The organism is Rhodospirillales bacterium (genome assembly GCA_016872535.1).
Taxonomy (GTDB): Bacteria; Pseudomonadota; Alphaproteobacteria; order Rhodospirillales; family 2-12-FULL-67-15; genus 2-12-FULL-67-15.
The window spans coordinates 1-21,634 of the sequence record VGZQ01000057.1 but is presented as its reverse complement, the minus strand read 5'-3'; the positions used below and the strand labels follow the sequence as shown (position 1 = coordinate 21,634).

Annotated in this window: 24 protein-coding genes; 17 read left to right on the top strand and 7 right to left on the bottom strand. The window is 66.0% G+C overall.

Annotated features, from left to right (window positions below):
- The 4 genes from FJ311_11680 to FJ311_11665 form a co-directional block, all read left to right on the top strand.
- On the top strand, positions 1–249 hold a 249-nt coding region (locus FJ311_11680; protein ID MBM3952101.1), incomplete at its 5' end, for a universal stress protein.
- A gap of 91 nt (positions 250–340) precedes the next feature.
- A complete protein-coding gene (locus FJ311_11675; GenBank protein MBM3952100.1) occupies positions 341–1,270 on the top strand; it encodes a sulfite exporter TauE/SafE family protein in 930 nt (309 codons plus the stop codon).
- A 10-nt stretch (positions 1,271–1,280) separates the two neighbouring features.
- The gene (locus FJ311_11670) at positions 1,281–1,706 is read left to right on the top strand and encodes a hypothetical protein (GenBank protein ID MBM3952099.1); all 426 of its coding nucleotides are present in this window, start codon (positions 1,281–1,283) and stop codon (positions 1,704–1,706) included.
- An 18-nt stretch (positions 1,707–1,724) separates the two neighbouring features.
- Positions 1,725–2,573 (top strand): universal stress protein, encoded by an 849-nt coding sequence (locus FJ311_11665; GenBank protein MBM3952098.1) that lies wholly within the window; start codon positions 1,725–1,727, stop codon positions 2,571–2,573.
- Between the two features lie 6 nt (positions 2,574–2,579).
- On the opposite strand, the gene FJ311_11660 is transcribed toward FJ311_11665, so the two are convergent.
- Positions 2,580–3,332 (bottom strand): cytochrome c biogenesis protein CcdA, encoded by a 753-nt coding sequence (locus tag FJ311_11660; protein ID MBM3952097.1) that lies wholly within the window; start codon positions 3,330–3,332, stop codon positions 2,580–2,582.
- Here FJ311_11660 and FJ311_11655 point away from each other — a divergent pair.
- Positions 3,274–4,842, top strand: coding sequence for a DUF2927 domain-containing protein (locus FJ311_11655; protein MBM3952096.1), 1,569 nt, complete (start codon positions 3,274–3,276; stop codon positions 4,840–4,842). The two genes, FJ311_11660 and FJ311_11655, sit on opposite strands and share 59 nt — an antisense overlap.
- Here FJ311_11655 and FJ311_11650 read toward each other — a convergent pair.
- On the bottom strand, positions 4,811–5,287 hold the full coding sequence (locus tag FJ311_11650; GenBank protein ID MBM3952095.1) for an NUDIX domain-containing protein: 477 nt from the start codon (positions 5,285–5,287) through the stop codon (positions 4,811–4,813). The genes FJ311_11655 and FJ311_11650 overlap by 32 nt on opposite strands.
- Positions 5,288–5,497: 210 nt before the next feature.
- Here FJ311_11650 and FJ311_11645 point away from each other — a divergent pair, with 210 nt between their 5' ends.
- On the top strand, positions 5,498–5,839 hold the full coding sequence (locus tag FJ311_11645; GenBank protein MBM3952094.1) for a cyclic nucleotide-binding domain-containing protein: 342 nt from the start codon (positions 5,498–5,500) through the stop codon (positions 5,837–5,839).
- A 27-nt stretch (positions 5,840–5,866) separates the two neighbouring features.
- On the top strand, positions 5,867–6,598 hold the full coding sequence (locus FJ311_11640; protein ID MBM3952093.1) for a DUF502 domain-containing protein: 732 nt from the start codon (positions 5,867–5,869) through the stop codon (positions 6,596–6,598).
- 1 nt (position 6,599) lies between these two features.
- On the opposite strand, the gene recG is transcribed toward FJ311_11640, so the two are convergent.
- On the bottom strand, positions 6,600–8,681 hold the full coding sequence (gene recG, locus FJ311_11635) for an ATP-dependent DNA helicase RecG (GenBank protein ID MBM3952092.1): 2,082 nt from the start codon (positions 8,679–8,681) through the stop codon (positions 6,600–6,602).
- Between the two features lie 73 nt (positions 8,682–8,754).
- Here recG and FJ311_11630 point away from each other — a divergent pair, with 73 nt between their 5' ends.
- Both FJ311_11630 and mfd read left to right on the top strand, forming a co-directional pair.
- A complete protein-coding gene (locus FJ311_11630) occupies positions 8,755–9,015 on the top strand; it encodes a succinate dehydrogenase assembly factor 2 (GenBank protein MBM3952091.1) in 261 nt (86 codons plus the stop codon).
- Positions 9,016–9,032: 17 nt separating this feature from the next.
- Positions 9,033–12,497, top strand: a complete 3,465-nt coding sequence (gene mfd / locus FJ311_11625; GenBank protein ID MBM3952090.1) for a transcription-repair coupling factor — start codon at positions 9,033–9,035, stop codon at positions 12,495–12,497.
- A 9-nt stretch (positions 12,498–12,506) separates the two neighbouring features.
- Here mfd and FJ311_11620 read toward each other — a convergent pair whose 3' ends face one another.
- A complete protein-coding gene (locus FJ311_11620) occupies positions 12,507–13,343 on the bottom strand; it encodes an IclR family transcriptional regulator (protein MBM3952089.1) in 837 nt (278 codons plus the stop codon).
- Positions 13,344–13,505: 162 nt separating this feature from the next.
- On the opposite strand from FJ311_11620, the gene FJ311_11615 reads away from it, so the two are divergent.
- From FJ311_11615 to FJ311_11590, 6 genes are read left to right on the top strand one after another with little or no spacing between them, the layout of a single operon-like run.
- Positions 13,506–13,922 (top strand): nuclear transport factor 2 family protein, encoded by a 417-nt coding sequence (locus FJ311_11615; protein ID MBM3952088.1) that lies wholly within the window; start codon positions 13,506–13,508, stop codon positions 13,920–13,922.
- A 40-nt stretch (positions 13,923–13,962) separates the two neighbouring features.
- Positions 13,963–15,192, top strand: coding sequence for a hypothetical protein (locus FJ311_11610; GenBank protein MBM3952087.1), 1,230 nt, complete (start codon positions 13,963–13,965; stop codon positions 15,190–15,192).
- 49 nt (positions 15,193–15,241) lie between these two features.
- Positions 15,242–16,135, top strand: a complete 894-nt coding sequence (locus FJ311_11605) for a branched-chain amino acid ABC transporter permease (GenBank protein MBM3952086.1) — start codon at positions 15,242–15,244, stop codon at positions 16,133–16,135.
- Positions 16,132–17,133 carry a branched-chain amino acid ABC transporter permease gene (locus FJ311_11600; protein MBM3952085.1) on the top strand — a complete coding sequence of 334 codons (1,002 nt, stop codon included), beginning with the start codon at positions 16,132–16,134 and terminating at the stop codon, positions 17,131–17,133. Before FJ311_11605 ends, FJ311_11600 begins: the two co-directional genes overlap by 4 nt.
- Entirely contained in the window at positions 17,130–17,915 is a 786-nt protein-coding gene (locus tag FJ311_11595) for an ABC transporter ATP-binding protein (GenBank protein MBM3952084.1), read from the top strand. The genes FJ311_11600 and FJ311_11595 overlap by 4 nt, the downstream gene beginning before the upstream one ends.
- An 8-nt stretch (positions 17,916–17,923) precedes the next feature.
- On the top strand, positions 17,924–18,622 hold the full coding sequence (locus FJ311_11590; protein ID MBM3952083.1) for an ABC transporter ATP-binding protein: 699 nt from the start codon (positions 17,924–17,926) through the stop codon (positions 18,620–18,622).
- A 12-nt stretch (positions 18,623–18,634) separates the two neighbouring features.
- Here the strand turns inward: FJ311_11590 and FJ311_11585 are convergent, their stop codons facing one another.
- Together FJ311_11585 and FJ311_11580 are read right to left on the bottom strand one after the other, a co-directional pair.
- Positions 18,635–19,162, bottom strand: coding sequence for a hypothetical protein (locus FJ311_11585; protein ID MBM3952082.1), 528 nt, complete (start codon positions 19,160–19,162; stop codon positions 18,635–18,637).
- Positions 19,163–19,171: 9 nt separating this feature from the next.
- Positions 19,172–19,810 carry a DsbA family oxidoreductase gene (locus FJ311_11580; GenBank protein ID MBM3952081.1) on the bottom strand — a complete coding sequence of 213 codons (639 nt, stop codon included), beginning with the start codon at positions 19,808–19,810 and terminating at the stop codon, positions 19,172–19,174.
- A 53-nt stretch (positions 19,811–19,863) separates the two neighbouring features.
- Between FJ311_11580 and FJ311_11575 the strand changes: the two genes are divergently transcribed.
- On the top strand, positions 19,864–20,250 hold the full coding sequence (locus FJ311_11575; protein MBM3952080.1) for a 4-carboxymuconolactone decarboxylase: 387 nt from the start codon (positions 19,864–19,866) through the stop codon (positions 20,248–20,250).
- A gap of 156 nt (positions 20,251–20,406) precedes the next feature.
- Positions 20,407–20,892: an Hsp20 family protein gene (locus FJ311_11570; GenBank protein MBM3952079.1), complete on the top strand. Its 486-nt coding sequence runs from the start codon at positions 20,407–20,409 to the stop codon at positions 20,890–20,892.
- 96 nt (positions 20,893–20,988) lie between these two features.
- Here the strand turns inward: FJ311_11570 and FJ311_11565 are convergent, their stop codons facing one another.
- Positions 20,989–21,465 (bottom strand): hypothetical protein, encoded by a 477-nt coding sequence (locus FJ311_11565; protein MBM3952078.1) that lies wholly within the window; start codon positions 21,463–21,465, stop codon positions 20,989–20,991.
- Positions 21,466–21,634 lie beyond the last annotated feature (169 nt).

Sequence of the window (21,634 nt, the reverse complement as noted above, 5' to 3'; positions counted from 1 at the left end):
GCCGGACTGGCGGCGGCCAAGAATCACGTCGAGGACGCGGCGCGCATGCTCGCCGGGCTCGGCATTCCGGTCCTCAACAAGTTCACGCCGGTCGGGGCCCCGGCCGAGGAAATCATCCAGGCGGGCCAGGACTTTTCGGTCATCGTTCTCGCCGATTCGGGCAAGCGGGGCTTCCGCCGTTTCGTCAAAGGCAGCGTCGCCCAGACGGTGCTGCGCGATGCCCACCATTCGGTGATGATCGTCCGCTAGCTTGTTGCGTCGCGGCCGAAATACTGGTTTAAGGTCGACGGTCTTTCCCCGCCTTTTTCACGGCTTTTCGCCGATCGCAGGACACCGGGACATGAGAGGACCGTCGATTTTCCTCCTTGTCGCGTTCGCGGTGTTGGCGGGGGTTTCGCCCGCGTACGCCGCCGAGAACGCGGCCTTCGATCTGCCGTGGTGGGCGTGGGCGTCGTTGCTCTTCGTCGTCTCGTTCGCGCTCGGAATCGTGGCGGTGCTGGGCGGCATCGGCGGCGGCGTCCTGTTCGTGCCGGTGGTCGGCGGTTTTTTCCCGTTTCACATCGATTTCGTCCGCGGCGCGGGACTGCTGGTAGCGCTGGCCGGGGCGCTCGCGGCGGGACCGGGGCTGCTGCGCAGCGGCATGGCCAACCTGCGCCTCGCGCTGCCGTTGGGATTGATCGCATCCATGTCGGCGATCGTCGGCGCGTCGATCGGGCTTGCGCTGCCGGCACGCTACATCGAGTTTGCGCTCGGCGGAACGATTCTCGGCATCGTGGTGCTGATGTTCTTCGGCCGCAAATCGGAACTGCCCGACGTGCCGCAAGCCGATCGGCTCTCGACCGCGCTCCGCATCAGCGGCGTATTCCACGACCCCTATCGCCAGACCGACATCGACTGGAAGATACACCGCACGCCGGCGGGGCTCATTCTGTTCGCGGGCATCGGCATGCTGGCCGGCATGTTCGGCCTCGGCGCGGGATGGGCGAACGTGCCGGTGCTCAATCTGGTGCTGGGTGCGCCGCTCAAGGTGTCGGTGGCGACCAGCAAGTTTATGCTGTCGATCGTCGATACCGCCGCCGCCTGGGTCTACATCAACGCGGGGGCGGTGCTGGCGCTGGTCGCGGTGCCCTCCATCGTCGGCATCATGCTGGGCTCGGTGATCGGGGTGCGCCTGCTGGCGCGCACGCGGGCTTCCGTCATCCGCATCGTGGTGATCGTGCTGTTGCTGGCGGCGGGCATTCGCGCCGTGCTCAAGGGTTTCGGGATCTAGGGGACGGGCGATGGTTCGGCGCTTCCGCAAGGCGTTCTATGCCACACGCGAACAGCTGGTGTACGCCGCCGCGCTCGATGTCGGCATGAAGGCGGGTCTTGGGATCCTGGTTGCGACCTTCGTCGTCTACATTTCCGGACTGCTTGCGCCGCACGTGCCGTTCGAGGACTTGCCCGATTACTGGGGGTTGTCGGTCTACGAATACCTCGAAGCCGCCCAGGTGCCATGGGGATGGTCGTGGCTCACATTGGCGCTCACCGGGGATTATCTCAACTTCGTCGGCATCTCCTTTCTATCCGGCGTGACCATCGTCTGTTATGCCCGCATCCTGCTCTATCCGCTCAAGCACCGGGATTACCTGTTTGCCGGAATCATTGTCGCGCAAATCGCCGTTCTACTACTGGCCGCATCGGGCGTGCTCGTGGTCGGCCACTGACACATCGGGGAGTCATCCATGTCGGAACAAGGCCAGCTTTCACCGACCGGGCGGTTCGAGAAAATCCTTTTGGCGTCGGATGCCTCCGGATTCGGCGCGGGAGCGGTGCGGGTGGCGATCGCGTTCGCCACGAAAAGCGGCGCCCGTATCACCGCGCTGACCATCGTGCGGACCAATCCCGAGTACGAAGCCTTGGCCCACGACCTGGTCGAGCGGGCGGAAGAAGACGCTTGGAACTACCTCGACACCGTCGTCGCGGCGGCCAAGGAGGCGGGCGTCGCTTGCGAGCCGATGCTGCGCCGCGGCGAGGATCCGGCGCGCGAGATCGTCGAGGCGGAAGTGGAAGCCCGCCCCGATCTGCTGGTCATGGGGCGGCGCGGCAGCCGCGGCCTCGCGCGCATGTCGGTCGGCGACGCGACGGTCAAGGCGATCGGGCGCGGCCAGTGCAGCGTGCTGGTGGTGCCGCGCGCGGCCGAGATGTGGACGCGCCGCATCCTGATCGGCACCGACGGTTCGCGCTTCGGCGACGCGGCGGCGGTGACCGCGGGCGCGATCGCGCGCGTGTGCCGGCTGCCGGTGACGGTGGTCGGCGCGATGGTGCCGAGCCATAGCGAGGCCCGTCAGGAAGACGGCCGCCGCGCGGTCGAGCGCACCGTCCAGCTGTTACAGAAGGACGGGATCGAGGCCGACGGCGTGGTTGCACCGGGCGAAGCGGATTCGGTGATCGTCGCCACCGCCAAATCGCGCGATGCGGACCTGATCGTGCTCGGCAGCCACGGCCGGACCGGCCTTGACCGCGCGCTGGTCGGCAGCGTGTGCGAGCGCGTCATCGGCCAGGCGTCGTCGGCGGTGCTGGCGGTGCGCTGATCTTTCCTAACCGAGGCGCCCGAGCGCGGGGAACGCCTCCAGGAACCATTGGGCGATATGCGCCATCTGGCCGAAGAAGATGGCGGCGCCGGTCGCGATCAGCAACAGGCCGGTTACGATTTCCACCGTCCGCAAGCGGCGCCGGAATCCCTTGGCCCAGCGCAGGAACGGTCCGAACGCGATCGCGGCGGCGATGAACGGCGCGCCGATGCCGGCGGCGTAGGCCCCGAGCATGGCGACACCGTGGCCGGTCGACGGTCCGCCGGCGGCCAGCGTCAGGATCGCGGCCAGCACCGGGCCGACGCACGGCGTCCAGCCGAAGGCGAAGGCAAGTCCGGCGACGTAGGCCAGAACCAGGCCGCCGGCTTTCTTGCCGGCGGAGGCTTGGACATGGAATCGTTTTTCGAAATTCAAGGCGCCGATCCGGAACGCGCCGAGAAAGTGCAATCCGAACAGAGCGATCAAGAGGCCGGCGGCTTGCGCCAGCGGTTCCTTGTAGTCGGACACGAGACGGCCGAGCGCGCTCGCGGTCGCGCCGAGGGCGACGAACACGGTCGCGAAACCGAGCACGAACACGAGCGCGGCGACGATCACGCGCCGGGAAACATCGGGCGGAACCGAATCGGCCGCAAGCCGGTCGAAGGTGGTGCCGCCGAGAAAGCAGAGCGACGCCGGCACGATCGGCAGCACGCAGGGCGAAATGAAACTGAGAAATCCGGCCGCGAGGGCGCCGAGCAAGGTTACGCCGAATTCGTCCATGCGATTCTCACCCGATCCGCACCGGCCGCGCGGGGCATACTACCCCAAACGCGGCGGCGGAGGGGCATCCGAATGCGTGGTTGCGGGGCGGCCTCGGCCGGGCGTACCGTTACGCCATGCGAGTTCCGTTGTCGGCATTGGCTGTGGCCGTATTGATTGGCGCCTGGGCGCCGGGCGCGAACGCTCAGAATCCGAATGTCCAGGCCCCCAGCTCCGGCGCGCCCAGACTCGATGCGCGCTTCACCGACCCCGCGCTCGGATTCACCGTCGCTTATCCCCGCGATTGGGTGGCGGCGCGCGAAAATCCGTTTCTCGTCGTGTTCAGCGGGCGCGAGGGGACCGAAGCCTATCGCGCGACGGTCAGCATCGAGAACGTGCGCCCGCCGGGCGCCGCGTCGGCGGTCGCCGCCACCGCCGAGGTGCTCGCCGATTTCAAGATGCGCCTCGCCCGCGCGGTGCCCGACGTGCGCACCGAAGCCGAAACGCCGATCTTTCGCGGCGAGGGCGACAAACGCGTGGAAGGTTCCCAATTTCTCGTCAATTATCGCCACGGCGGCGAATCGTTCCGCAAGTGGGTGGTGATTATGCGGCGGGCGGCGGCGCCCGTGGTCCATATCTGGTCCTACACGGCGCCCGGCGACCGCTTCGACGCGTTTCGTCCGGTCGCCGAGGCGATGCTCGAAAGCTGGTCGATCGAGGACGGCGGATGACCCGATTATGGTTGGCCGCGGTGATCGCTTGGGTCGCCCTCGCGCCTTTCGAACCGGCATGGGCCGACGCCGCTCGTCGCACGGCGGCGCCGGCCGCCACGACCGAAAACCGGGCGCCAAATTCGCCGCCGGGTTTATCGGCTTCAGCGCCGCCGCGCCCGGCGGTCGAAAACGTTGTCCGCTTGTTCGAGACGGTCGTATTCGGTTCCGAGCTCGACCCCAAGCTCGCTTCCACGGCGATCGCCAAGTGGCAATCGCCGGTCCGTCTCGCGATCCGGGGCAAGCCCAGCGACCGTCATCTCGAATTTCTCGGCCGGCATGCGGCGACGCTTTCGGGCCTTACCGACCTATCGATCGAATTGGCGAAGGCGGGCGAGGCCGCCAACGTAACTGTCGTGTTCGTGCCCCGAGCGCAGATGGGGAAGATCCAGATCGGCGGCGTGGATCAGGGCTTGATCGAACGGTTGGCCGCGCCGGGCGGCTGCTATTTCGTGTCCTGGCAAAAACCGGTCGGAACGCTGATTGGGGCCGTCATTGTCGCCAACACCGATCGGGACATGGCGAGCATCAACCATTGCCTGCTCGAGGAATTGACCCAAACTCTCGGCTTTCCCAACGACACCGACCTGGTCAGGCCCTCGATCTTCAGCGACCGCGATCAACTGTACGACCTGTCGCGCGCGGACGTCATGGTGGTGCGGGCCCTTTACGACCCGCGCCTCAAGCCGGGCATGCCCAAGGCCGAAGCGTTGAAGATCGTTCCGGCCATCATCCGCGAATTGGACGCCCGTCTGCCGTGACCGATGGTGGCGCGAGCCCCGCCGCCATTGCCAAGCCCTTGCGGATGACGCGTGCGGTTTCCGACCAGAGGGGCAGGGCAAGCGCCTCGTCCGGGGCGAACCAGCGCGCGTCCGCCGCGTCGCCGCCGGCCTTGAGCGTTCCGCCGGTCGGCCGGGCGAGCAGATCGACCAGCAAATAGTGGAATCGCACCCGCCCCGCGTCGTCGCGGACGATCGAATCGACCGCATCGACGATGCCAAGCACCTCGATCGTCAATCCGGTTTCTTCCCGCACTTCGCGCGCGCAGGCCTCGGCGAAAGTCTCGCCCAATTCCTGGGCGCCGCCGGGCAGGCTCCATTGACCGTCGCGCGGCGGGCCGCCGCGCCGGATCAGCAAGACCCGGCCGTCGGCGATCACGATCGCGCCGACGCCGGCGACGGGACGGTCGGGATATTCGCGGCTCATGGGTCCTGTGCATTATTGCACCGATTGAGCCCTGTGTCGCTTGACCCTCTGCCGGATACGGGCGGACTCGAAACCAGGAAGCGCCTTGCGTCGTTATGGGAGAAGACTACACTTTGCCCTGAAAGAAAGACCGCGGGCCGGGTTTGCCGGGCACGATCGCAACGATATTTTCCCGCGCTATATGACGATGGGAGAGGGGGGTCCGGAGCCATGGCCGACGTTATTTTGCAACGCAAGGTTCTCGCCGAAGGCGAACTGGTTTTCAAGGAAGGGGAAGAGGCCTCCAACGCTTTCCTGATTCAAGACGGCGAGGTCGAGATTTTCCGGACCGTGGACGGGAACAAAACCGTTCTTGCGACTATCGGCAAGGGCGGCTTGTTCGGCGAAATGGGCCTGATCGACAACAAGCCGCGCGCCGCCGCCGCCCAAGCCAAGGTCAAGACCACCGTGGTCGTGGTCACCCGCGCCATGTTCCAGGAAAAGCTGGCCAAGTGCGACCCGTTCATCCGGGCGCTGCTCAATATTCTCGCCGACACCATCCGGCGCAAATAAATGCTATAAGACGGCCCACGGCCGACGATGAACGAAACCCCGGACAAGACCCCGGCCGCGGGCGGCGAGCCCGCGCCCCCGTTGCTGGTGCGCATCAGCCTCGGAGCGCGGCTGCGCGCCTATCTGCTTGCCGGCGTTCTCATCACCGCGCCGGTCTTCGTCACGCTCTACATCGCCTGGGCGTTCATCACTTTCATCGACGACAGGATCATCGCGCTGATTCCGGCGCGCTACAACCCGGAACACTATCTGCCGTTCTCGATCCCCGGACTCGGACTCGTCGTCCTGGTCGTCGGACTGACCTTGGTCGGCGCGCTGACCGCCGGGTTCATCGGCCGCCAGTTCACCCGCATTTCCGAAACGCTGTTCGCGCGCATGCCCGTGATCCGCGGCATCTACAGTGCGACCAAGCAGGTGTTCGAAACGGTGCTGGCGCAGAAATCCCAGGCCTTCCGCGAAGCGGTGCTGATCGAATACCCGCGCAAGGGTCTGTGGACCGTCGCTTTCGTCACCGGCCGCCCGGAAGGCGAGATCGGCCGGCTGGCGAGCGAGGAAATGCTGCTGATCTACGTGCCGACCACGCCCAACCCGACCTCGGGGTTCCTGCTGGTGGTGCCGAAGCGCGAAACCATCCCGCTCGCCATGACGGTGGAGGAAGCGATCAAGTTCGTGGTCTCGACCGGCCTGGTGGTGCCGCCCGAGCGCGTCGCTGCGCTGGCCGCGCCGAAACGCCGCATCGGCGGGGCGGAGAAGGCGTAAGCTACCCCGACCTCAGCAGGCGCACCCCTTCGTCGCGCTCGAACAGATAAAGCAAAATTCTTAGCGCCCGGCCGCGCGGGGTGGAGAGATCGGGATCGCGGCTGAGCGCCAGCTTGGCGTCGTCGCGCGCGGCGACCAGCAGTTCGCCGTGAATGGCGAGATCGGCGAGGCGGAAATCCGGCAGCCCGCTCTGGCGCGTGCCCAAAAGCTCGCCCGCGCCGCGCAGGCGCAGGTCCTCCTCGGCGATGCGGAAGCCGTCGTCGGTCTCGCGCAGGATCGAAAGCCGCGCGCGCGCGGTTTCGGAAAGCGGCGTCGCGTAGAGCAGGATGCAGGCCGATGGCCGGGTTCCGCGTCCGATGCGTCCGCGCAACTGGTGCAGTTGGGCGAGGCCGAAGCGCTCGGCGTGCTCGATGACCATGACGGTCGCGTCCGGCACGTCGACGCCGACCTCGATTACCGTGGTCGCGACCAGCACGCGCGTTGTTCCGTCCGAAAAATCCGCCATCGCCCGGTCCTTGTCCGGGCCCTTCATGCGCCCGTGCACTAGCCCGACCCGCTTGCCGAACAACTGGGCGAGGTGGCGGTAACGGTCCTCGGCGGCGGCGAGGTCGATTTTTTCCGATTCCGCCACCAGCGGGCAGACCCAAAACACGCGCGCTTCTTCGCCGATCGCGCGGCCGACCGCGTCGGTAACCTCGCTCAAGCGTTCCAGCGGCACGGCGCGGGTATCGACCGGCTTGCGCCCGGCCGGTTTTTCCGTGAGGCGCGAGACGTCCATGTCGCCGTAGGCCGTGAGCATCAGGGTGCGCGGGATCGGCGTCGCCGTCATCACCAGCATGTCGACGACATGCCCTTTCGCCGCGAGCGTCAGGCGTTGGTGCACGCCGAAGCGGTGCTGCTCGTCGATCACCGCGAGCGCGAGGTCGGTGAAGGCGACCTCGTCCTGGAACAGCGCGTGGGTGCCGACGGCGATGGCGATCTCGCCCGACGCCAGGCCGGCGAGAACCTCGTCGCGCGCGCGGCCGCGCTCGCGCCCCGTAAGCAGGGCGACGCGGACTCCCGCCGCCTCGGCGAGCGGCGCGAGGGTGGCGAGATGCTGGCGGGCGAGGATTTCGGTCGGCGCCATCAATGCCGCCTGGCCGCCCGCCTCGATGGCATTGAGCATGGCGAGCGCCGCGACCACCGTCTTGCCGCTGCCGACGTCGCCCTGCAACAGGCGCAGCATGCGCGCCTCGGCCGCCATATCGGCGAGAATTTCCGCGAGCGCCGTCTGCTGCGACCCGGTCAGTTGAAAGAGCAGCGCGGCGACGGCGCGCGCGCGCAGCCGCCCGTCGCCGGCAACGGCGCGGCCCTTGAGGGTGCGGAGACTCGCGCGCACCAGGGCGAGCGCCAACTGGTTGGCGAGCAGTTCGTCGTAGGCGAGCCGCAGGCGCGCCTTCGCCGTCGGCGCAAGCTCGGAATCGTTCGCGGGCGCGTGCGCGGCGCGGATCGCCTCGCGCCACGGCGCCCATCCCTGGAGCGCGAGATAGGTCGGCTCTATCCATTCCGGCAGCTCCGGCGCATCGTCGAGCGCGTCGCGGATCGCCTTCGCCAATACCCGCTGCGACAGCCCCTCGGTCAACGGATAAATCGGCTCGACCGCACGGATGCGGTCCAGATCGGCGAGCGTGCCGACGTGGTCGGGGTGCGCCATCTGCGCTTCGCCGTCGAACAGATCGATCTTGCCGCTGACCACCCGCGTTTCGCCGACCGGCAGGAGCTTTTGCAGGTAATCCTCGCGCGCGTGGAAGAAGACCAGGGTCAGGCGCCCGCTGTCGTCGGACACGATCACCTTGTAAGGCAGGCGGGGGTTGGGCGGCTTGCGGTGGCGCTCGACCTTGACCGTCAGGGTCGCGATTTCGCCTTCGCGCACGTCGGCGATGGGGGGCGAATGGCGACGGTCGACCACGCCGCTCGGCAGATGCCAGAGCAGGTTGACGACTTTGGGCCCGGCCAGGGCTTCGACCGCGCGGGCGAGCTTGGGCCCGATGCCGGCGAGCGCGGTGACGGGCCTGAACAGCGAAAACAGAATCTCGGGGCGCATGGGCGGCTGACAGAGGGGCGCGGGCGACGTATATCCTAGGCCCCCTTCGGCCCCAGGCAACGCCCGATTTCCCATGTTTCCCAACGACCGCCTGAAACGGATTCTCTATCGCGCCCGCCATCGGGGCATGCAGGAAACCGATTGGCTCCTCGGGCGTTTCGCCGAGCGGCGGCTGGAAGGCCTGTCGCCCGGCCACCTCGACCTGTTCGAGCGATTGTTGGAGGTGCCCGACAACGATCTGTTCGACTGGATCACCGAAAAGCGCCCTGCGCCGGCCGAATTCGACCACGACGTGCTCGGGATGCTGAAGGATTTCGCGCGGAAGCGGTCGTGAGTTTCGTACTTCCATCCATGACGTTCCCCGGACGACGGCTGATCGCCGGCGCGCCCCAGGGCCATGCCGCGCGCGTGCTCGCCGACCTCACCCGCGCGCAAGGGGAGGTGCTGTTTGTCGCCCGCGACGGCGCCGCGCTCACTGCTGTCGCCGAGGCGCTCGCCTTCTTTGCCCCCGACGTGGAGCGGCTCGAGTTTCCCGCCTGGGATTGCCTGCCGTTCGACCGGGTGTCCCCCAACCCGGTACTTGCCGGCAAGCGGGTCGATGCGCTCGCGCGCCTCGCGGGGGACGAGCGCATATCGCCGCGCGCGATATTGACCACCGTGTCGGCGGCGCTGCAGCGCGTACCGCCGCGTACCTATTTCGCCGGCGCGACGATGGCGCTGGAACCTGGCGCCCGGCTTGCGCCCGACGCGGTGACCGCGTTTTTGGTCCGGCATGGGTTCGGCCGCACCCAGACGGTGATGGAACCCGGCGAATACGCGGTGCGCGGCGGCATCCTCGACGTGTTCCCACCGGGCGCCGAACGGCCGCTGCGCCTCGATTTCTTCGGCGACACGCTGGAGGCGGTGCGCGCCTTCGATCCCGAAACCCAGCGCACCGTCGGCAAGATTGCCGGCGCCGCGTTGAAGCCGACCAGCGAGGTGCCGCTCGATCCCGAATCGATCGCGCGCTTTCGCACCGGCTACCGCGCCCTGTTCGGCGCGCCCGCCGCCAACGACGCGCTCTACGAGGCGATTTCGGCCGGGCGGCGGCACATGGGCATGGAACATTGGATCGCGCTGTTCCACGAACGGATGGAAACGCTCCTCGACTACGCGCCCACCGCGCCGGTGGCGCTCGATCCCGAGACCGAGCCGGCGATCGCGGAACGGCTCGAAACGATCGCCGAATATTTCACCGCGCGCGCCGGGATACGCGGCAAAGGCGGCGAGGACGCGGCGCCCTACAACCCGGTGCCGCCGGAGCGCACGTATCTCGGGCGCGAGGAATGGGACCGCGCGCTCGCCGCCCGCGCCACGGCGGAATTCTCGTCGTTCGCGCCGCCCGACGCGACGCCGTCGGGGATGGTCGCCGTCGTCGACGCGGAAGGACGGTTGGGGCGCGATTTCGCCGAGGTGCGCGTCCAGCCCGGCGCCAACGTCTACGAGGCGCTCAAGGCGCACCTGGACATGCTGCGGGCCGAAGGCCGCCGCGTGGTGGTGACGGCGTCGGGCGAGGGTGCCCGCGAGCGTATCGCCACCGTCATGCGCGAACACGGGATCGGCCCCTTGCGCGCCGTCGCCGATTGGCGCGACGCGACGGACGGTCCAGCGGCGGAGGTGGCGACTGCCGTGGTCGGATTGGAGCGCGGGTTCGTCGCCCCCGGCCTCGCGCTGGTGACCGAACAGGATCTGCTCGGCGAACGGCTTACGCGCGCGGGCAAGCGTCGCGTGCGCGCGGAAAATTTCATCGCCGAAGCGTCCGAACTGGCCGCGGGTGATCTGGTGGTGCACGCCGATCACGGCATCGGCCGTTACGAGGGCCTGCAGGCGGTCGAGGCCGGCGGCGCGCCGCACGATTGCCTGCGGTTGCTTTACGACGGCGGCGACAGGCTGTACCTGCCGGTCGAGAACGTCGAATTGATTTCCCGCTACGGCTCCGAGCAGGCGGGCGTGGCGCTCGACAAGCTCGGCGGCGTGGCGTGGCAGGCGCGGAAAGCGCGCATGAAGTCGCGCATCCGCGAAATGGCGGCGGAACTGATCCGTGTCGCCGCCGCGCGCGCGGTCAAGAGCGCGCCCGCCATGACCGCGCCCGAGGGCCTCTACGACGAATTCTGCGCGCGTTTTCCTTACGCCGAGACCGACGACCAGTTGCGCGCGATCGAGGCCGCGATCGGCGATCTTGCCGGCGGCAAGCCGACCGACCGGCTGGTGTGCGGCGACGTCGGCTTCGGCAAGACCGAGGTGGCGCTGCGCGCCGCCTTCGTCGCCGCGCTCGCCGGCCGCCAGGTGGCGGTGGTGACGCCGACCACGCTGCTTTGCCGCCAGCATTTCCGCGTGTTCACCGAACGGTTCGCCGGTTTCCCCGTGCGCATCGCCGAAATGTCGCGCCTGACCGCCGGGCGCGACACGGGCGAAACCAAGGCCGCGCTCGCCGAAGGCAGGCTCGACATCGTCATCGGCACCCACGCGCTGCTCGGGGCCGACGTGCGCTTCCGCGATCTCGGCCTGCTGGTGGTGGACGAGGAACAGCATTTCGGCGTCGCCCACAAGGAACGGCTCAAGGCACTCAGCGCCGACGTGCACGTGCTGACGCTGTCGGCGACGCCGATCCCGCGCACGTTGCAGCTGGCGCTCGCCGGCCTCAAGGAGATGAGTCTGATTTCGACCCCGCCGGTCGACCGGCTCGCGGTCCGCACCTTCGTGCTGCCGTACGATCCGGTGATCGTGCGTGAAGCCATCCTGCGCGAACGCTTCCGCGGCGGCCAGGTGTTCTGCGTCTGCCCGCGCATCGAGGATTTGGGCGGCATGGCGGCGCGATTGAAGGAACTGGTGCCCGATCTCAAGCTCGTGACCGCGCACGGGCGCATGGCCGCGCGCGAACTGGAACGCGCGATCGGCATCTTCTATGACGGCGCCGCCGACCTGCTGCTCACGACCAACATCATCGAGTCGGGATTGGACTTGCCGCGGGTTAACACCATCATCATCCATCGCGCCGACATGTTCGGCCTCGCCCAGCTTTATCAGCTGCGCGGACGGGTCGGGCGCTCGAAGGTGCGCGCCTACGCGTATCTCACCCTGCCGCCGGGGCGGACGCTGTCGGCGGCGGCGGAAAAGCGCCTGCAGGTGATGCAGACCTTGGACGACCTCGGTGCCGGGTTCACGCTCGCGAGCCACGATCTCGACATTCGCGGCGCCGGCAATCTGCTGGGCGAGGAGCAGTCCGGGCACATCCGCGAAGTCGGCGTCGAACTTTACCAGCAAATGCTGGAAGACGCGGTCGCCGAAGCGCGCGGCGAGGGCGAAGCCAAGAGCGAGGGCGAATGGAGCCCGCGTATCGATCTCGGCATGGCGGTGCTGATCCCCGAGTCTTACGTCGCCGACCTCGGCGTGCGCATGGGGCTTTACCGGCGACTCTCCCTGGTCGAAAGCCGCGACGAGATCGAGGCCTTCGCCGTCGAACTGATCGACCGCTTCGGCCCGTTGCCGCCCGAGGTCGCCAACCTGCTCGAGGTGGTGGCGATCAAGATTCTCTGCCGTGCCGCCGGGGTCGAGCGGATCGAGGTCGGGGCCAAGGGCGCGGTGATCGCCTTCCGGGCCAATATCTTCGCCAATCCGGTCGGATTGGTGCGCTATCTCACCGCCCATCCGGGCGCGGTTCGGGTGCGGCCGGATCAGAAGCTGGTGTTCGCCGGCGACTGGGCGACGCCGGCCGAGCGGCTCAAGGGCGCGCAGGACGCGCTTGGGCAATTGTGCCGCATCGCCCGGGGTGATTGAACCCTCGGGTTATCGCGCCGCCTTGACCGATGGTCGGGAAGGGGCGGCGAGAGAGGCGCCGAGAGAGCGGGACAATTCCGCCGCGAACTTCTTGACCACTGCGGCCGCGCGAACGCGCGTGGCGGCGTCGAGGCTCGCCTTGAGAAAGCTGATGGCGACGCCGCCGACGGCGGCCGCCTGGCCCCGGTCGAAGACCGGCGCTCCGAACGAGCACATGTGCTCACGCGTCTCGCCGTCGTCGACGGAAAAGCCGTTCTTGCGGACGACGGCGAGCTGAGCGAGAAGGGCATCCACGGTCGCGACGCCGGCGGCGGTCAACTGTGCCAGTTTTCGGTTCTGGTAGATGGCGCGAACGGCCTCGTCGAACAGCGTGCTCAGGCAGGCTTTTCCGGTCGCGGTGCAGCAGGCCGGCAGCCGCATGCCGACCCGGAAGGTCACACCGAGCGGAAGCGGACTATTGCGACAGGCGACATACACCATGTCGGCGCCGTCGCGCACCGCGAGAATGACCGCCTCCTGGCGGAATACGCCAAAGGAATCCCAAATGGCGTAGAACGCGGCGGGCAAGTCGGAATCCTCGAGCCGCGCGTTGGCGAGGTCGACGAGCTTCAAGCCAAGCCGATAGGTTCCATCGCTCTGGCGTTCCAGCAGACCCGCCGATTGCAGGGTCGCGCAGAGTCCGAAGACGGAGCTCTTCGCGATCGCGAGCTCGGTCGCGATCTCGGTCAGCGACCAAGTCCGGCGCGAGGCGGCGATCAGTTCGAGGATCTGGATTCCGCGTGTGAGCGCTGGGGCGAGATCCCGCGACTTGTCCGCCGCGCGGATGCGAGAAGAGTCCTGGCGCATCGGGTCTCTATCCTCCGTTGTCCCTGTCGGGTCGGCGCGCTGGTCCCCGCTCTTGACGCCCGCGACGGTCGATGGTAAGGTTAATTCAATATATCGAAAACAGTTCTATATATCGAACTTCGGTTGAAAGCAATACCAACCGCGACAAGGGAGGATACGACGATGAACGTAATGGCGCCCAAACCCGTCACCCGCGAATTCGCGCTGAAGCTCGTCAAGCACGTCGAGGACATCTTCGCCCGGGGTGACGTCGAGGCGATCTTGAGCGGCTACACCGACGACATCGTGATTCGGTTTGCCGATATCCCCGAGATCCGCGGTAAGGCGGCGGCGGAGGAATTCCTGCGCGCACGCTTCGCGCGCCAGCGCAATTACCGCCTGCGCAAGGACCTGCGCATGCTTGAGGGCAACATGATGGGCAACTATTGGGACGGCGAATGGGAGGACGCCCAAACCGGCAAGACCATGTGCGGGCGAGGTACCGAGTTCTGGACCATTCGCGACGGCAAGGTCTCGCTCTGGGAAGCGACGTTCAACGTGTGGGAAAAAGGCGGCAAATCGCAAACTCCCATCACCTGAGTCCGCTAAGCCATAAAAACACATCACAGGGAGAATCGAAATGAAAACGCATATGCGCGGTATTGTCTCGGCGTCGATGCTCGCCGGGATATCGGTTGCGGCGGCTCTGGCGGCGACTCTCGCCGTCGCGCCGGCGGCCAAGGCCCAGGAGCCGATTCGGGTCGGCGTTCCGATGATCCTTTCGGGGGCAGGGGCTCAATTTGGCACCTCCGTGCTCAAGGGCGCCCAGATGTACGCCGACGAAATCAACGCCAAGGGCGGGGTGCTTGGGCGGAAATTCCAGATCGTCTCCCGCGACACCAAGTCGCGACCCGACGAGGCCGTCCGCGTTTCGCGCGAGATGGTCCTGCGGGAGCAGGTGCATTTCCTGGTCGGCACCTTCACCTCGGCCGAAGGGACGGCGGTGTCCGCCATCGCCAAGGACCTGAAGGTGTTGTTCATCGCTCCGGTTCCGGCGACGGACCGCCTGACCGCGCCCGACGCCCTGCACCCCTACGTCTTCCGCGTCGCCAAGAACACCACTACCGAGGGCCGCGCGGCCGCCGAGCTCATGGCCAAATGGCCGGAGGTCAAGCGGGTCGCCACCATCGCTCCAGACTTCGCCTACGGTCAGGATGCGGCGGCCTCGTTCGTGGCGCACATCAAGAAGCTCCGCCCGGACATCCAGATCGTCGACCAGCAATGGCCGAAACTGAACGAGCCGGACTACAGCGCCTTCATCACAGCACAGATCGCGGCCAAGCCCGACGCCGTGCTCTCGGTCATCTGTTGCGGCAACTTCGATGCCTTCGCCAAGCAGGCGAAGCCGCTCCGCTACTTCGAAGCTCTCAACCACCGGTTCATCGGCCTCGGCGAGGCGGGCGCAATCGAGGCGCTGCGCTCGCTCGGCAAGGACTACCCGGTCGGCATCTGGGGCAACACTTATGACGCCTTCAATTTCGACGGCGGACCGGCGCACAAGGAATGGACCGAACGGCTGAAGAAGTATCTTGGCGAGGAGATTCCCTCGGGTTGGCCGATCCAGGGCTATATCGCCATGCAGTTCCTAGCCGAGGCGATTAAGAAAGCGGGCTCGATCGACCCGCCCAAGGTTTCCGACGCGCTCAAGGGACTGACAATCCAAAGCCCGCAGGGACCGATGACGATCCGCGCCAAGGACCAGCAGGCGACGCGCGGCATGGTCTGGGGCAAGGCGGTCTCCGATCCGAAGTATCCGTTCCCGGTCCTCAATCCGGTCATGTTCATCGACGTGGCGAAGTTCATGGATTGACGGCGCCCGAACGGCGTCCGGGCTCGGCTCCCGAGGACTCCCGCGGGGGATGACCATGATCGATCTCGGCGTCCTGTTTGCCCAGGCGCTCAGCGGACTCACCAACGCCAGCTTTCTCTTTTTGATGGCGTCGGGGTTGTCGCTGATCTTCGGGGTGATGAGGGTGCTGAACTTCGCCCATGGCTCCCTCTACATGGTCGGCGCCTACGTGGCTTATCAGTGCGTAGTCTGGCTCGGACCGGGCGAAACGAGTTTTTGGGTCGCGGTGGCGGCGTCGGCGACGGTTGTCGCCGTTCTCGGCGGCGTCATCGAGCGGTTTCTCTTCCGCCTTCTCTATACCCGCGAGGAGCTCTATCAGCTCCTGTTCACCTACGCCCTGGTCTTGTTCTTCACCGATTTCGTCAAGGTGATCTGGGGGGTGAAGCAGCATTCGGTGTCCCGGCCGCCGTCGCTCGCCGGACACAGCGTCGTGTTTGGAACGACGTTGCCCGATTATAACCTGTTCATCATCCTGCTTGGTCCGGCGATCGCGCTGGTTCTGTGGCTGGTGTTGCAACGGACCCGGGCAGGACGGCTGATCCGGGCAGCGGCGCTCGACCGCGAGATGCTGGAAACCCTCGGCGTCAATGTCAATCTTCTCTATCTCGGCACCTTCGTGGTCGGCTCGTTCCTCGCCGGGCTGGCCGGCGCCCTGATCACGCCGGTGGCCGCGATCGTGCCCGGCATGGATGCCGAGATTATCATCGCGCTGTTCATCATCGTGGTGATCGGCGGGCTCGGCTCTTTCTGGGGGACTTTCTTGGGCTCGGTCATCTACGGCCTCGTGTTCTCGTTCGGCATTCTTCTCATGCCGCGCTTCTCGCTGTTCGCGGTCGGCGCCCTGATGGTCGCAGTCTTGATCTTGCGTCCGACCGGATTGCTGGGCGGGAGGGCCCTGAAATGAGTCGGAAAATCCCCTGGGGCGCGGCGCTGTTCGCGATCGCCTTTGCGGTGCCTTTCTTTGGCTCTCCGCTCTACACTTATCTCGCGACCGACGTCGCCATCTGGGCCTTGTTCGCGATCAGCCTCAATCTGCTCGTCGGCTACACCGGCTTGGTCTCGTTTGGCCATGCCGCCTATTTCGGCATCGGGGCCTATACCTGCGGTCTCTTGATGAAAAACGGCGGCGTCGCATTTCCGTGGGCCTTCCTCGCGGCCGGTGTCGTCGCCGCCCTATTCGCGGCGGTCTACGGCTACTTCTGCGTCAAGCTGACCAAGGTCTATTTCGCCATGCTGACACTGGCGTTTTCCTGGATCAGTTGGGCGGTTTGTTTCCGCTGGAACGAGGTCACCGGCGGGGACCAGGGTCTTTTCGGAGTGCCGTCGCCGAACCTCGAGTGGATGAAGGTGTTGCCCTTGATCGGGTCGCGGCCGCCCTCAGAGTATTTTCATTTTCTGACGATCGTCCTGGTCGCGCTCGGCATCTGGGCGGCGCGGCGGATCGTGGAGTCGCCCTTCGGATTGATCCTGACCACCGTCCGCGACAATCCGGAGCGGGCGCAGTCGATCGGCATCGACGTCCGTCGCCATCGGCTCGCCGTTTTCATCGTCGCCGGGGCTCTCGCCGGATTCGCCGGTGCGCTCTTTGGCATCCTCAATCGCGGGGTGTATCCGGATTTCATGAACTGGACCAAGGGCGCCGAGGTCCTGATCATGGCTCTGCTCGGCGGCATAGGGACGTTCTACGGCCCGGTGATGGGCGCGTTCCTGATCCTGTGGCTGAACCAGGAGATCACCGCGATCACCGAATATTGGTCGCTTGTGCTCGGGATAATCCTCGCCGCGCTGATTCTCGCGCTGCCGGCGGGCGTGCTCGGTTCGCTGATCGATATTGGGCGCGCGGTGCGGCAGCGCCGCACCGGAGCATCCGCGCCGCCCATATCGCGGGATTCCGCCCGATGAACACGACCGAGCGGATACCTGCGCTCGCGGGCGCCGGCAATCTCCTCGAGGTGCGCGCCCTGAGCCGCTCGTTCAACGGCTTTCAGGCCGTGCGCGACGTCAGCTTCGACGTGCCGTCCGGATCGATCACCGCCATGATCGGGCCGAACGGGGCCGGCAAAACCACCATGTTCAACCTGCTGACCGGGCTTTTGCGACCCGATGCCGGCACGGTGATGTTCAAGGGCCGGGATGTGACGGCACTGCCGCCCCACCGCCGATGCCGGCTCGGCATGGGTCGCTCGTTTCAACGGACGAACATCTTTCCCTCGCTCACCGTCGGCCAGAATGTCCAGGCGGCCTTTGTCGCCCACCGCGGCCGAGGCTGGGAGTTTTGGCGGCCGTCCGCCGGGATGTACGGGACGGAAACGGATGAGCTGCTTGAATCCGTCGGCTTGCGCGACCGTGCGAACGAGAAGGCGCAATATCTGTCCCACGGCGACCAGAAGCAACTCGAGCTCGGCATCGCGCTCGCCCTCGATCCGGAAATCATGCTCCTTGACGAGCCGACGGCGGGCATGTCGATCGCGGAAACGCAAAAGGCGATCGCGCTGATCGGGCGGCTCGCGCGCGAGCGTCATCTGACGTTGCTCTTCACCGAACACGACATGGACGTGGTGTTCTCGATCGCCGACCGAATCGTCGTGCTGCATCACGGGTCTGTCCTCGCCATCGGCAAACCGGCCGAGGTGAAGCAGGACCCGGAAGTGCGTCGCGTTTACCTCGGGACCGGGCACTCGTGAGCGCCGTTATTCTCGCGCTCGAGGACGTGCACGCCGCCTACGGCGCGTCGCAAGTGCTGTTCGGCGTCTCGTTGACGGTCGCGCAAGGTGAATGCGTGTGTCTGCTCGGACGCAACGGCGTCGGCAAGACCACGACCTTGCGCGGTATCATGGGGCTGACGCCGCCGAGCCGAGGCCGGATCGTGTGGAAAGACCGGGATATCGCGGGACAACGCCCTTACAAGCTGGCCCGGCTCGGCATCGGATTCGTGCCCGAGGATCGCCGGATTTTTTCCGACCTGAGCGTCGCCGAGAACCTCGACGTCGCCGCCGGCCATCGCGCCGGCCATTCCCGCTGGACGGCTGATCGCGTCTTCGCCCTTTTTCCGGAGTTGCGAGAGATCGCCGACCGGAAGGGCGGGTATCTCTCCGGCGGCCAGCAGCAGATGCTGACGATCGCGCGTACCTTGATGACCGACCCCGAGCTTCTTCTGCTCGACGAACCCTCCGAAGGGTTGGCCCCCCTCGTGGTCGAGCGTCTCAAGGAGCAGGTCGCCCGCCTCAAGGCCGAAGGAATGACGATCCTGCTCGCCGAGCAGAATGTCCAGTTTTCGCTCGCCCTCGCCGAGCGCGTATACGTGCTGGAAAAGGGCCACATCCGCTACCAGGGTACAAGCGCCGCGTTCCGCGCCGATCCCGACGTGCAGCACCGCTATCTCGCCGTCTGAACGCGCCGCCGATCAATGCACCCGCTCGCCCGCGGGCGCGAGCGCCGCGGCGTCGCCGATGGTCATCGGCAGGTTCCATTCCGCGTTGACCGCGCTTTTAACCAGCAGGTGGCAAAAGGCGTGCAGCCGCGTCTTGTCGATGACGAAGCGGATGTCGGTGCCGGCGGCGGTGCGGAAATACAGCTCGGTGTGGGTGTCGCCCTTGGGCGCGACGCGAGCGGACACGACCAGTTGCGGCCCGGTGTCGGAGGTGAGATCGCGGTTGTCGTCGGCGAAGGCCTTGCTGGTGTCGGTGCTTTCGACCGCCGCCTGGTGCTGCATGGCGAGCATCGCTTCCTTGATCTTGGGCATCAGGTCGTCGCGGATATCGGGGTTCTTTTCCAGCGCGCCGACCAGGGATTTCCACAACAGGCTCACGAAACGACGGGTGAGCGCGAGCCGCCATTCGGATTTGTCGGTCGAGCTGATGCGGAGCACGAGACGATCCTGGACGGGGTCGTAGGTCAGGCCGATCTGATGCAAACCGGACGTAGTGCTCATGGCGGAGATTCAGGCCGCGTCGCCGGTGGCGGCGGCCGCGTCCGCCATGCGCGCCAGCACCTGCGGATCCTGGGCGCCGGAAATGACGAAGCGGCGGTTGAAGACGAACGCCGGCACGCCGTTGACGCCCAAGCGGTGCGCGCGGTTGTTTTCCTCGGCGACCCGCTCGACCTCCTCGGTCCCGGCGAGGTAGGCGGCGACCGCGTCCCGTGCGAGGCCGCATTCGGCGCCGATGTCGGCAAGCACATCAACGTCGCCGATGTCGCGGCCTTCGAGAAAGTATGCGCGGAACAGCGCCTCGACGACGGCGTCGGCGCGGCCTTCGCGCTCGGCGAAGAAGGCGAGCCGGTGGGCGTTGATCGAATTGGGCGTCCGCTGGATGCGGTCGAACGCGAACGGAATTTCGACCGATTGCCCGGCCTCCAGCAGCGCGCCCTGCAGGCGGCGGATGCGCGATTCGCTGCCGAACTTGCGAATCAGGTAGATGTCGCGCTCGACGCCTTCCGCGGGCATGTGGGGGTTGAGCAGGAACGCCCGCCAATGAATTTTTGCGTCGGCGGCCGGGCGGCGGGCGAGCGCCTGGGCCAGCCGCCGCTTGCCGATGAAGCACCACGGGCAAACGATGTCGTAGAAGACGTCGATTTCCATAAAATCGAGTATAACCGCTTCTCCCATCCCGATCACCCACGGAGGAAAGGCCGATGTCCAAGGAAGTTTTCGAAAAAGGGCGCAGGATTCGCACCGAGGTTTTGGGCCGCGAGCGGGTGGCGAAGGCTCTCGATCAGGCCGATCCCTTCAACCGCGACTTCCAGGAATTGCTGACCGAATATTGCTGGGGGGCGTGCTGGGGGCGCGACGGGCTTGACCGTCGGCAGCGGAGCCTCCTCAACCTCGGCATGCTCGCCGCCCTCAACCGCCCGCACGAATTCGAGCTGCATTTCCGCGCCGCCATCGGCAACGGCCTCAGCCGCGCCGAGCTGCAGGACGCGCTGATCCAGATCGCCATTTATTGCGGCGTTCCGGCCGGGGTCGAGGCTCATCGCATCGCCGGCAAGGTGCTGGCCGAACCCGGGGTGGTCTTGAAATAAATATTGCAATATCAACTAATTGGCCGGGGGTTGCGCCGCCGTCGGCCGTGGCCCAACTCATTCTCGCCGGACGCCTATTGGAGGGTCCGGAACGTTGGGCGCGGGCGTTACGCCCGTCCCGGCGGTGTCACATTGCTCAAATCGGAGGATGTCACCATGACCACGTTCGACTTCACCCCCCTGTTCCGTTCCACTATTGGATTTGACCGCTTCGCGCGCCTGATCGACGAGGCGCTGCAGGAATCGGCCTCGCCCAACTATCCGCCCTGCAACATCGAAGTGACCGGCGAGAACGACTACCGCATCACGCTGGCGGTCGCCGGCTTCGCCGAGGATGAAATCTCGGTCGAGGCGGTGGAAGACCTGCTCACCGTCGAAGGCCACAAGAAGGCCGCGGACAAGGAAGCCAATTATCTCTATCGCGGCATCGCCGCACGCGACTTCGTGCGCAAGTTCCAGCTCGCCGACCACGTCAAGGTGGTGGGCGCCGGTCTCGACAACGGCTTGCTCTGGATCGACCTCGCCCGCGAGGTGCCGGAAGCGATGAAGCCGCGCAAGATCGCGATCAAGTCCGGCGCGCCGGAAGGGATCGTCGGCAAGGCCAAGAAGATGATCGAGGACACCGCGCGCAAAGTCGCCTAAGTCCGCGATTGTCGCAACTTACGGAAAACGCCGGGTGTGAAAGCACCCGGCGTTTTTTTATGTGCGCACACTTGCGGGTAAGGTCAGTTCAAAAAGTTATTTTACTGCAAAAACGTCGGTTAGGTAAGAAACCTTATGACTAACGAAGCATTGGTAAGTTTTAGGAGAGTTGGCGGTAATAAGAAATCGCTTATCGTCATCTCGTCGGGCAAACGTAATATCTTCGAGCACGCCGCCAGTTATTTGCGTCATCACGTAGTCTGAGCCGGTCCCGTAAACCAATAGTCTGCCATATCCATCCTTGGCCGGCTGGGTGGGAGAAGAGCAACGATAATGATATATCGCCGTAGCCACATAAGTCGGTTTATCACCTTCAATAGTTGGGTACATGCCTTCCACAATCGAGTAACCTCCCCTCGGGATAGCCGGAAGCTCATTATAATTGCTCCATCCCGGGCGAGGGGTGGGCGGGTTTGCGGCGGTTTGCGCGAAGCCGACCACGACAATCGCCAATGTTCCGAGTCCGACTAACACGCCAATGGCACGCCGAAGCAACAAGTTTTGCGTGTTCATTTCTCTCTCCATGGAAGAGTAACATTGGATAGGAATTTATAAGGTAATTAGGGCGATTCGTAACCATGTGCTAGGAGGAAAGGCGCATGGTTATAGGGGGTTCGAGGGTTTTCGGGTGTGCGGCCAACTTTGAGCGGGGCCGCAAGTGCGTTTTCTGCGGGTCGTTCAA

What these genes read in the sequence shown, in the direction of transcription:
- FJ311_11675 (MBM3952100.1), top strand. Translation starts at nt 341, where the DNA reads ATGAGAGGACCGTCGATTTTCCTCCTTGTCGCGTTCGCGGTGTTGGCG.
- FJ311_11670 (MBM3952099.1), top strand. Translation starts at nt 1,281, where the DNA reads ATGGTTCGGCGCTTCCGCAAGGCGTTCTATGCCACACGCGAACAGCTG.
- FJ311_11665 (MBM3952098.1), top strand. Translation starts at nt 1,725, where the DNA reads ATGTCGGAACAAGGCCAGCTTTCACCGACCGGGCGGTTCGAGAAAATC.
- FJ311_11655 (MBM3952096.1), top strand. Translation starts at nt 3,274, where the DNA reads ATGAAACTGAGAAATCCGGCCGCGAGGGCGCCGAGCAAGGTTACGCCG.
- FJ311_11660 (MBM3952097.1), bottom strand. Translation starts at nt 3,332, where the DNA reads ATGGACGAATTCGGCGTAACCTTGCTCGGCGCCCTCGCGGCCGGATTT.
- FJ311_11650 (MBM3952095.1), bottom strand. Translation starts at nt 5,287, where the DNA reads ATGAGCCGCGAATATCCCGACCGTCCCGTCGCCGGCGTCGGCGCGATC.
- FJ311_11645 (MBM3952094.1), top strand. Translation starts at nt 5,498, where the DNA reads ATGGCCGACGTTATTTTGCAACGCAAGGTTCTCGCCGAAGGCGAACTG.
- FJ311_11640 (MBM3952093.1), top strand. Translation starts at nt 5,867, where the DNA reads ATGAACGAAACCCCGGACAAGACCCCGGCCGCGGGCGGCGAGCCCGCG.
- recG (MBM3952092.1), bottom strand. Translation starts at nt 8,681, where the DNA reads ATGCGCCCCGAGATTCTGTTTTCGCTGTTCAGGCCCGTCACCGCGCTC.
- FJ311_11630 (MBM3952091.1), top strand. Translation starts at nt 8,755, where the DNA reads ATGTTTCCCAACGACCGCCTGAAACGGATTCTCTATCGCGCCCGCCAT.
- mfd (MBM3952090.1), top strand. Translation starts at nt 9,033, where the DNA reads ATGACGTTCCCCGGACGACGGCTGATCGCCGGCGCGCCCCAGGGCCAT.
- FJ311_11620 (MBM3952089.1), bottom strand. Translation starts at nt 13,343, where the DNA reads ATGCGCCAGGACTCTTCTCGCATCCGCGCGGCGGACAAGTCGCGGGAT.
- FJ311_11615 (MBM3952088.1), top strand. Translation starts at nt 13,506, where the DNA reads ATGAACGTAATGGCGCCCAAACCCGTCACCCGCGAATTCGCGCTGAAG.
- FJ311_11610 (MBM3952087.1), top strand. Translation starts at nt 13,963, where the DNA reads ATGAAAACGCATATGCGCGGTATTGTCTCGGCGTCGATGCTCGCCGGG.
- FJ311_11605 (MBM3952086.1), top strand. Translation starts at nt 15,242, where the DNA reads ATGACCATGATCGATCTCGGCGTCCTGTTTGCCCAGGCGCTCAGCGGA.
- FJ311_11600 (MBM3952085.1), top strand. Translation starts at nt 16,132, where the DNA reads ATGAGTCGGAAAATCCCCTGGGGCGCGGCGCTGTTCGCGATCGCCTTT.
- FJ311_11595 (MBM3952084.1), top strand. Translation starts at nt 17,130, where the DNA reads ATGAACACGACCGAGCGGATACCTGCGCTCGCGGGCGCCGGCAATCTC.
- FJ311_11585 (MBM3952082.1), bottom strand. Translation starts at nt 19,162, where the DNA reads ATGAGCACTACGTCCGGTTTGCATCAGATCGGCCTGACCTACGACCCC.
- FJ311_11580 (MBM3952081.1), bottom strand. Translation starts at nt 19,810, where the DNA reads ATGGAAATCGACGTCTTCTACGACATCGTTTGCCCGTGGTGCTTCATC.
- FJ311_11575 (MBM3952080.1), top strand. Translation starts at nt 19,864, where the DNA reads ATGTCCAAGGAAGTTTTCGAAAAAGGGCGCAGGATTCGCACCGAGGTT.
- FJ311_11570 (MBM3952079.1), top strand. Translation starts at nt 20,407, where the DNA reads ATGACCACGTTCGACTTCACCCCCCTGTTCCGTTCCACTATTGGATTT.
- FJ311_11565 (MBM3952078.1), bottom strand. Translation starts at nt 21,465, where the DNA reads ATGAACACGCAAAACTTGTTGCTTCGGCGTGCCATTGGCGTGTTAGTC.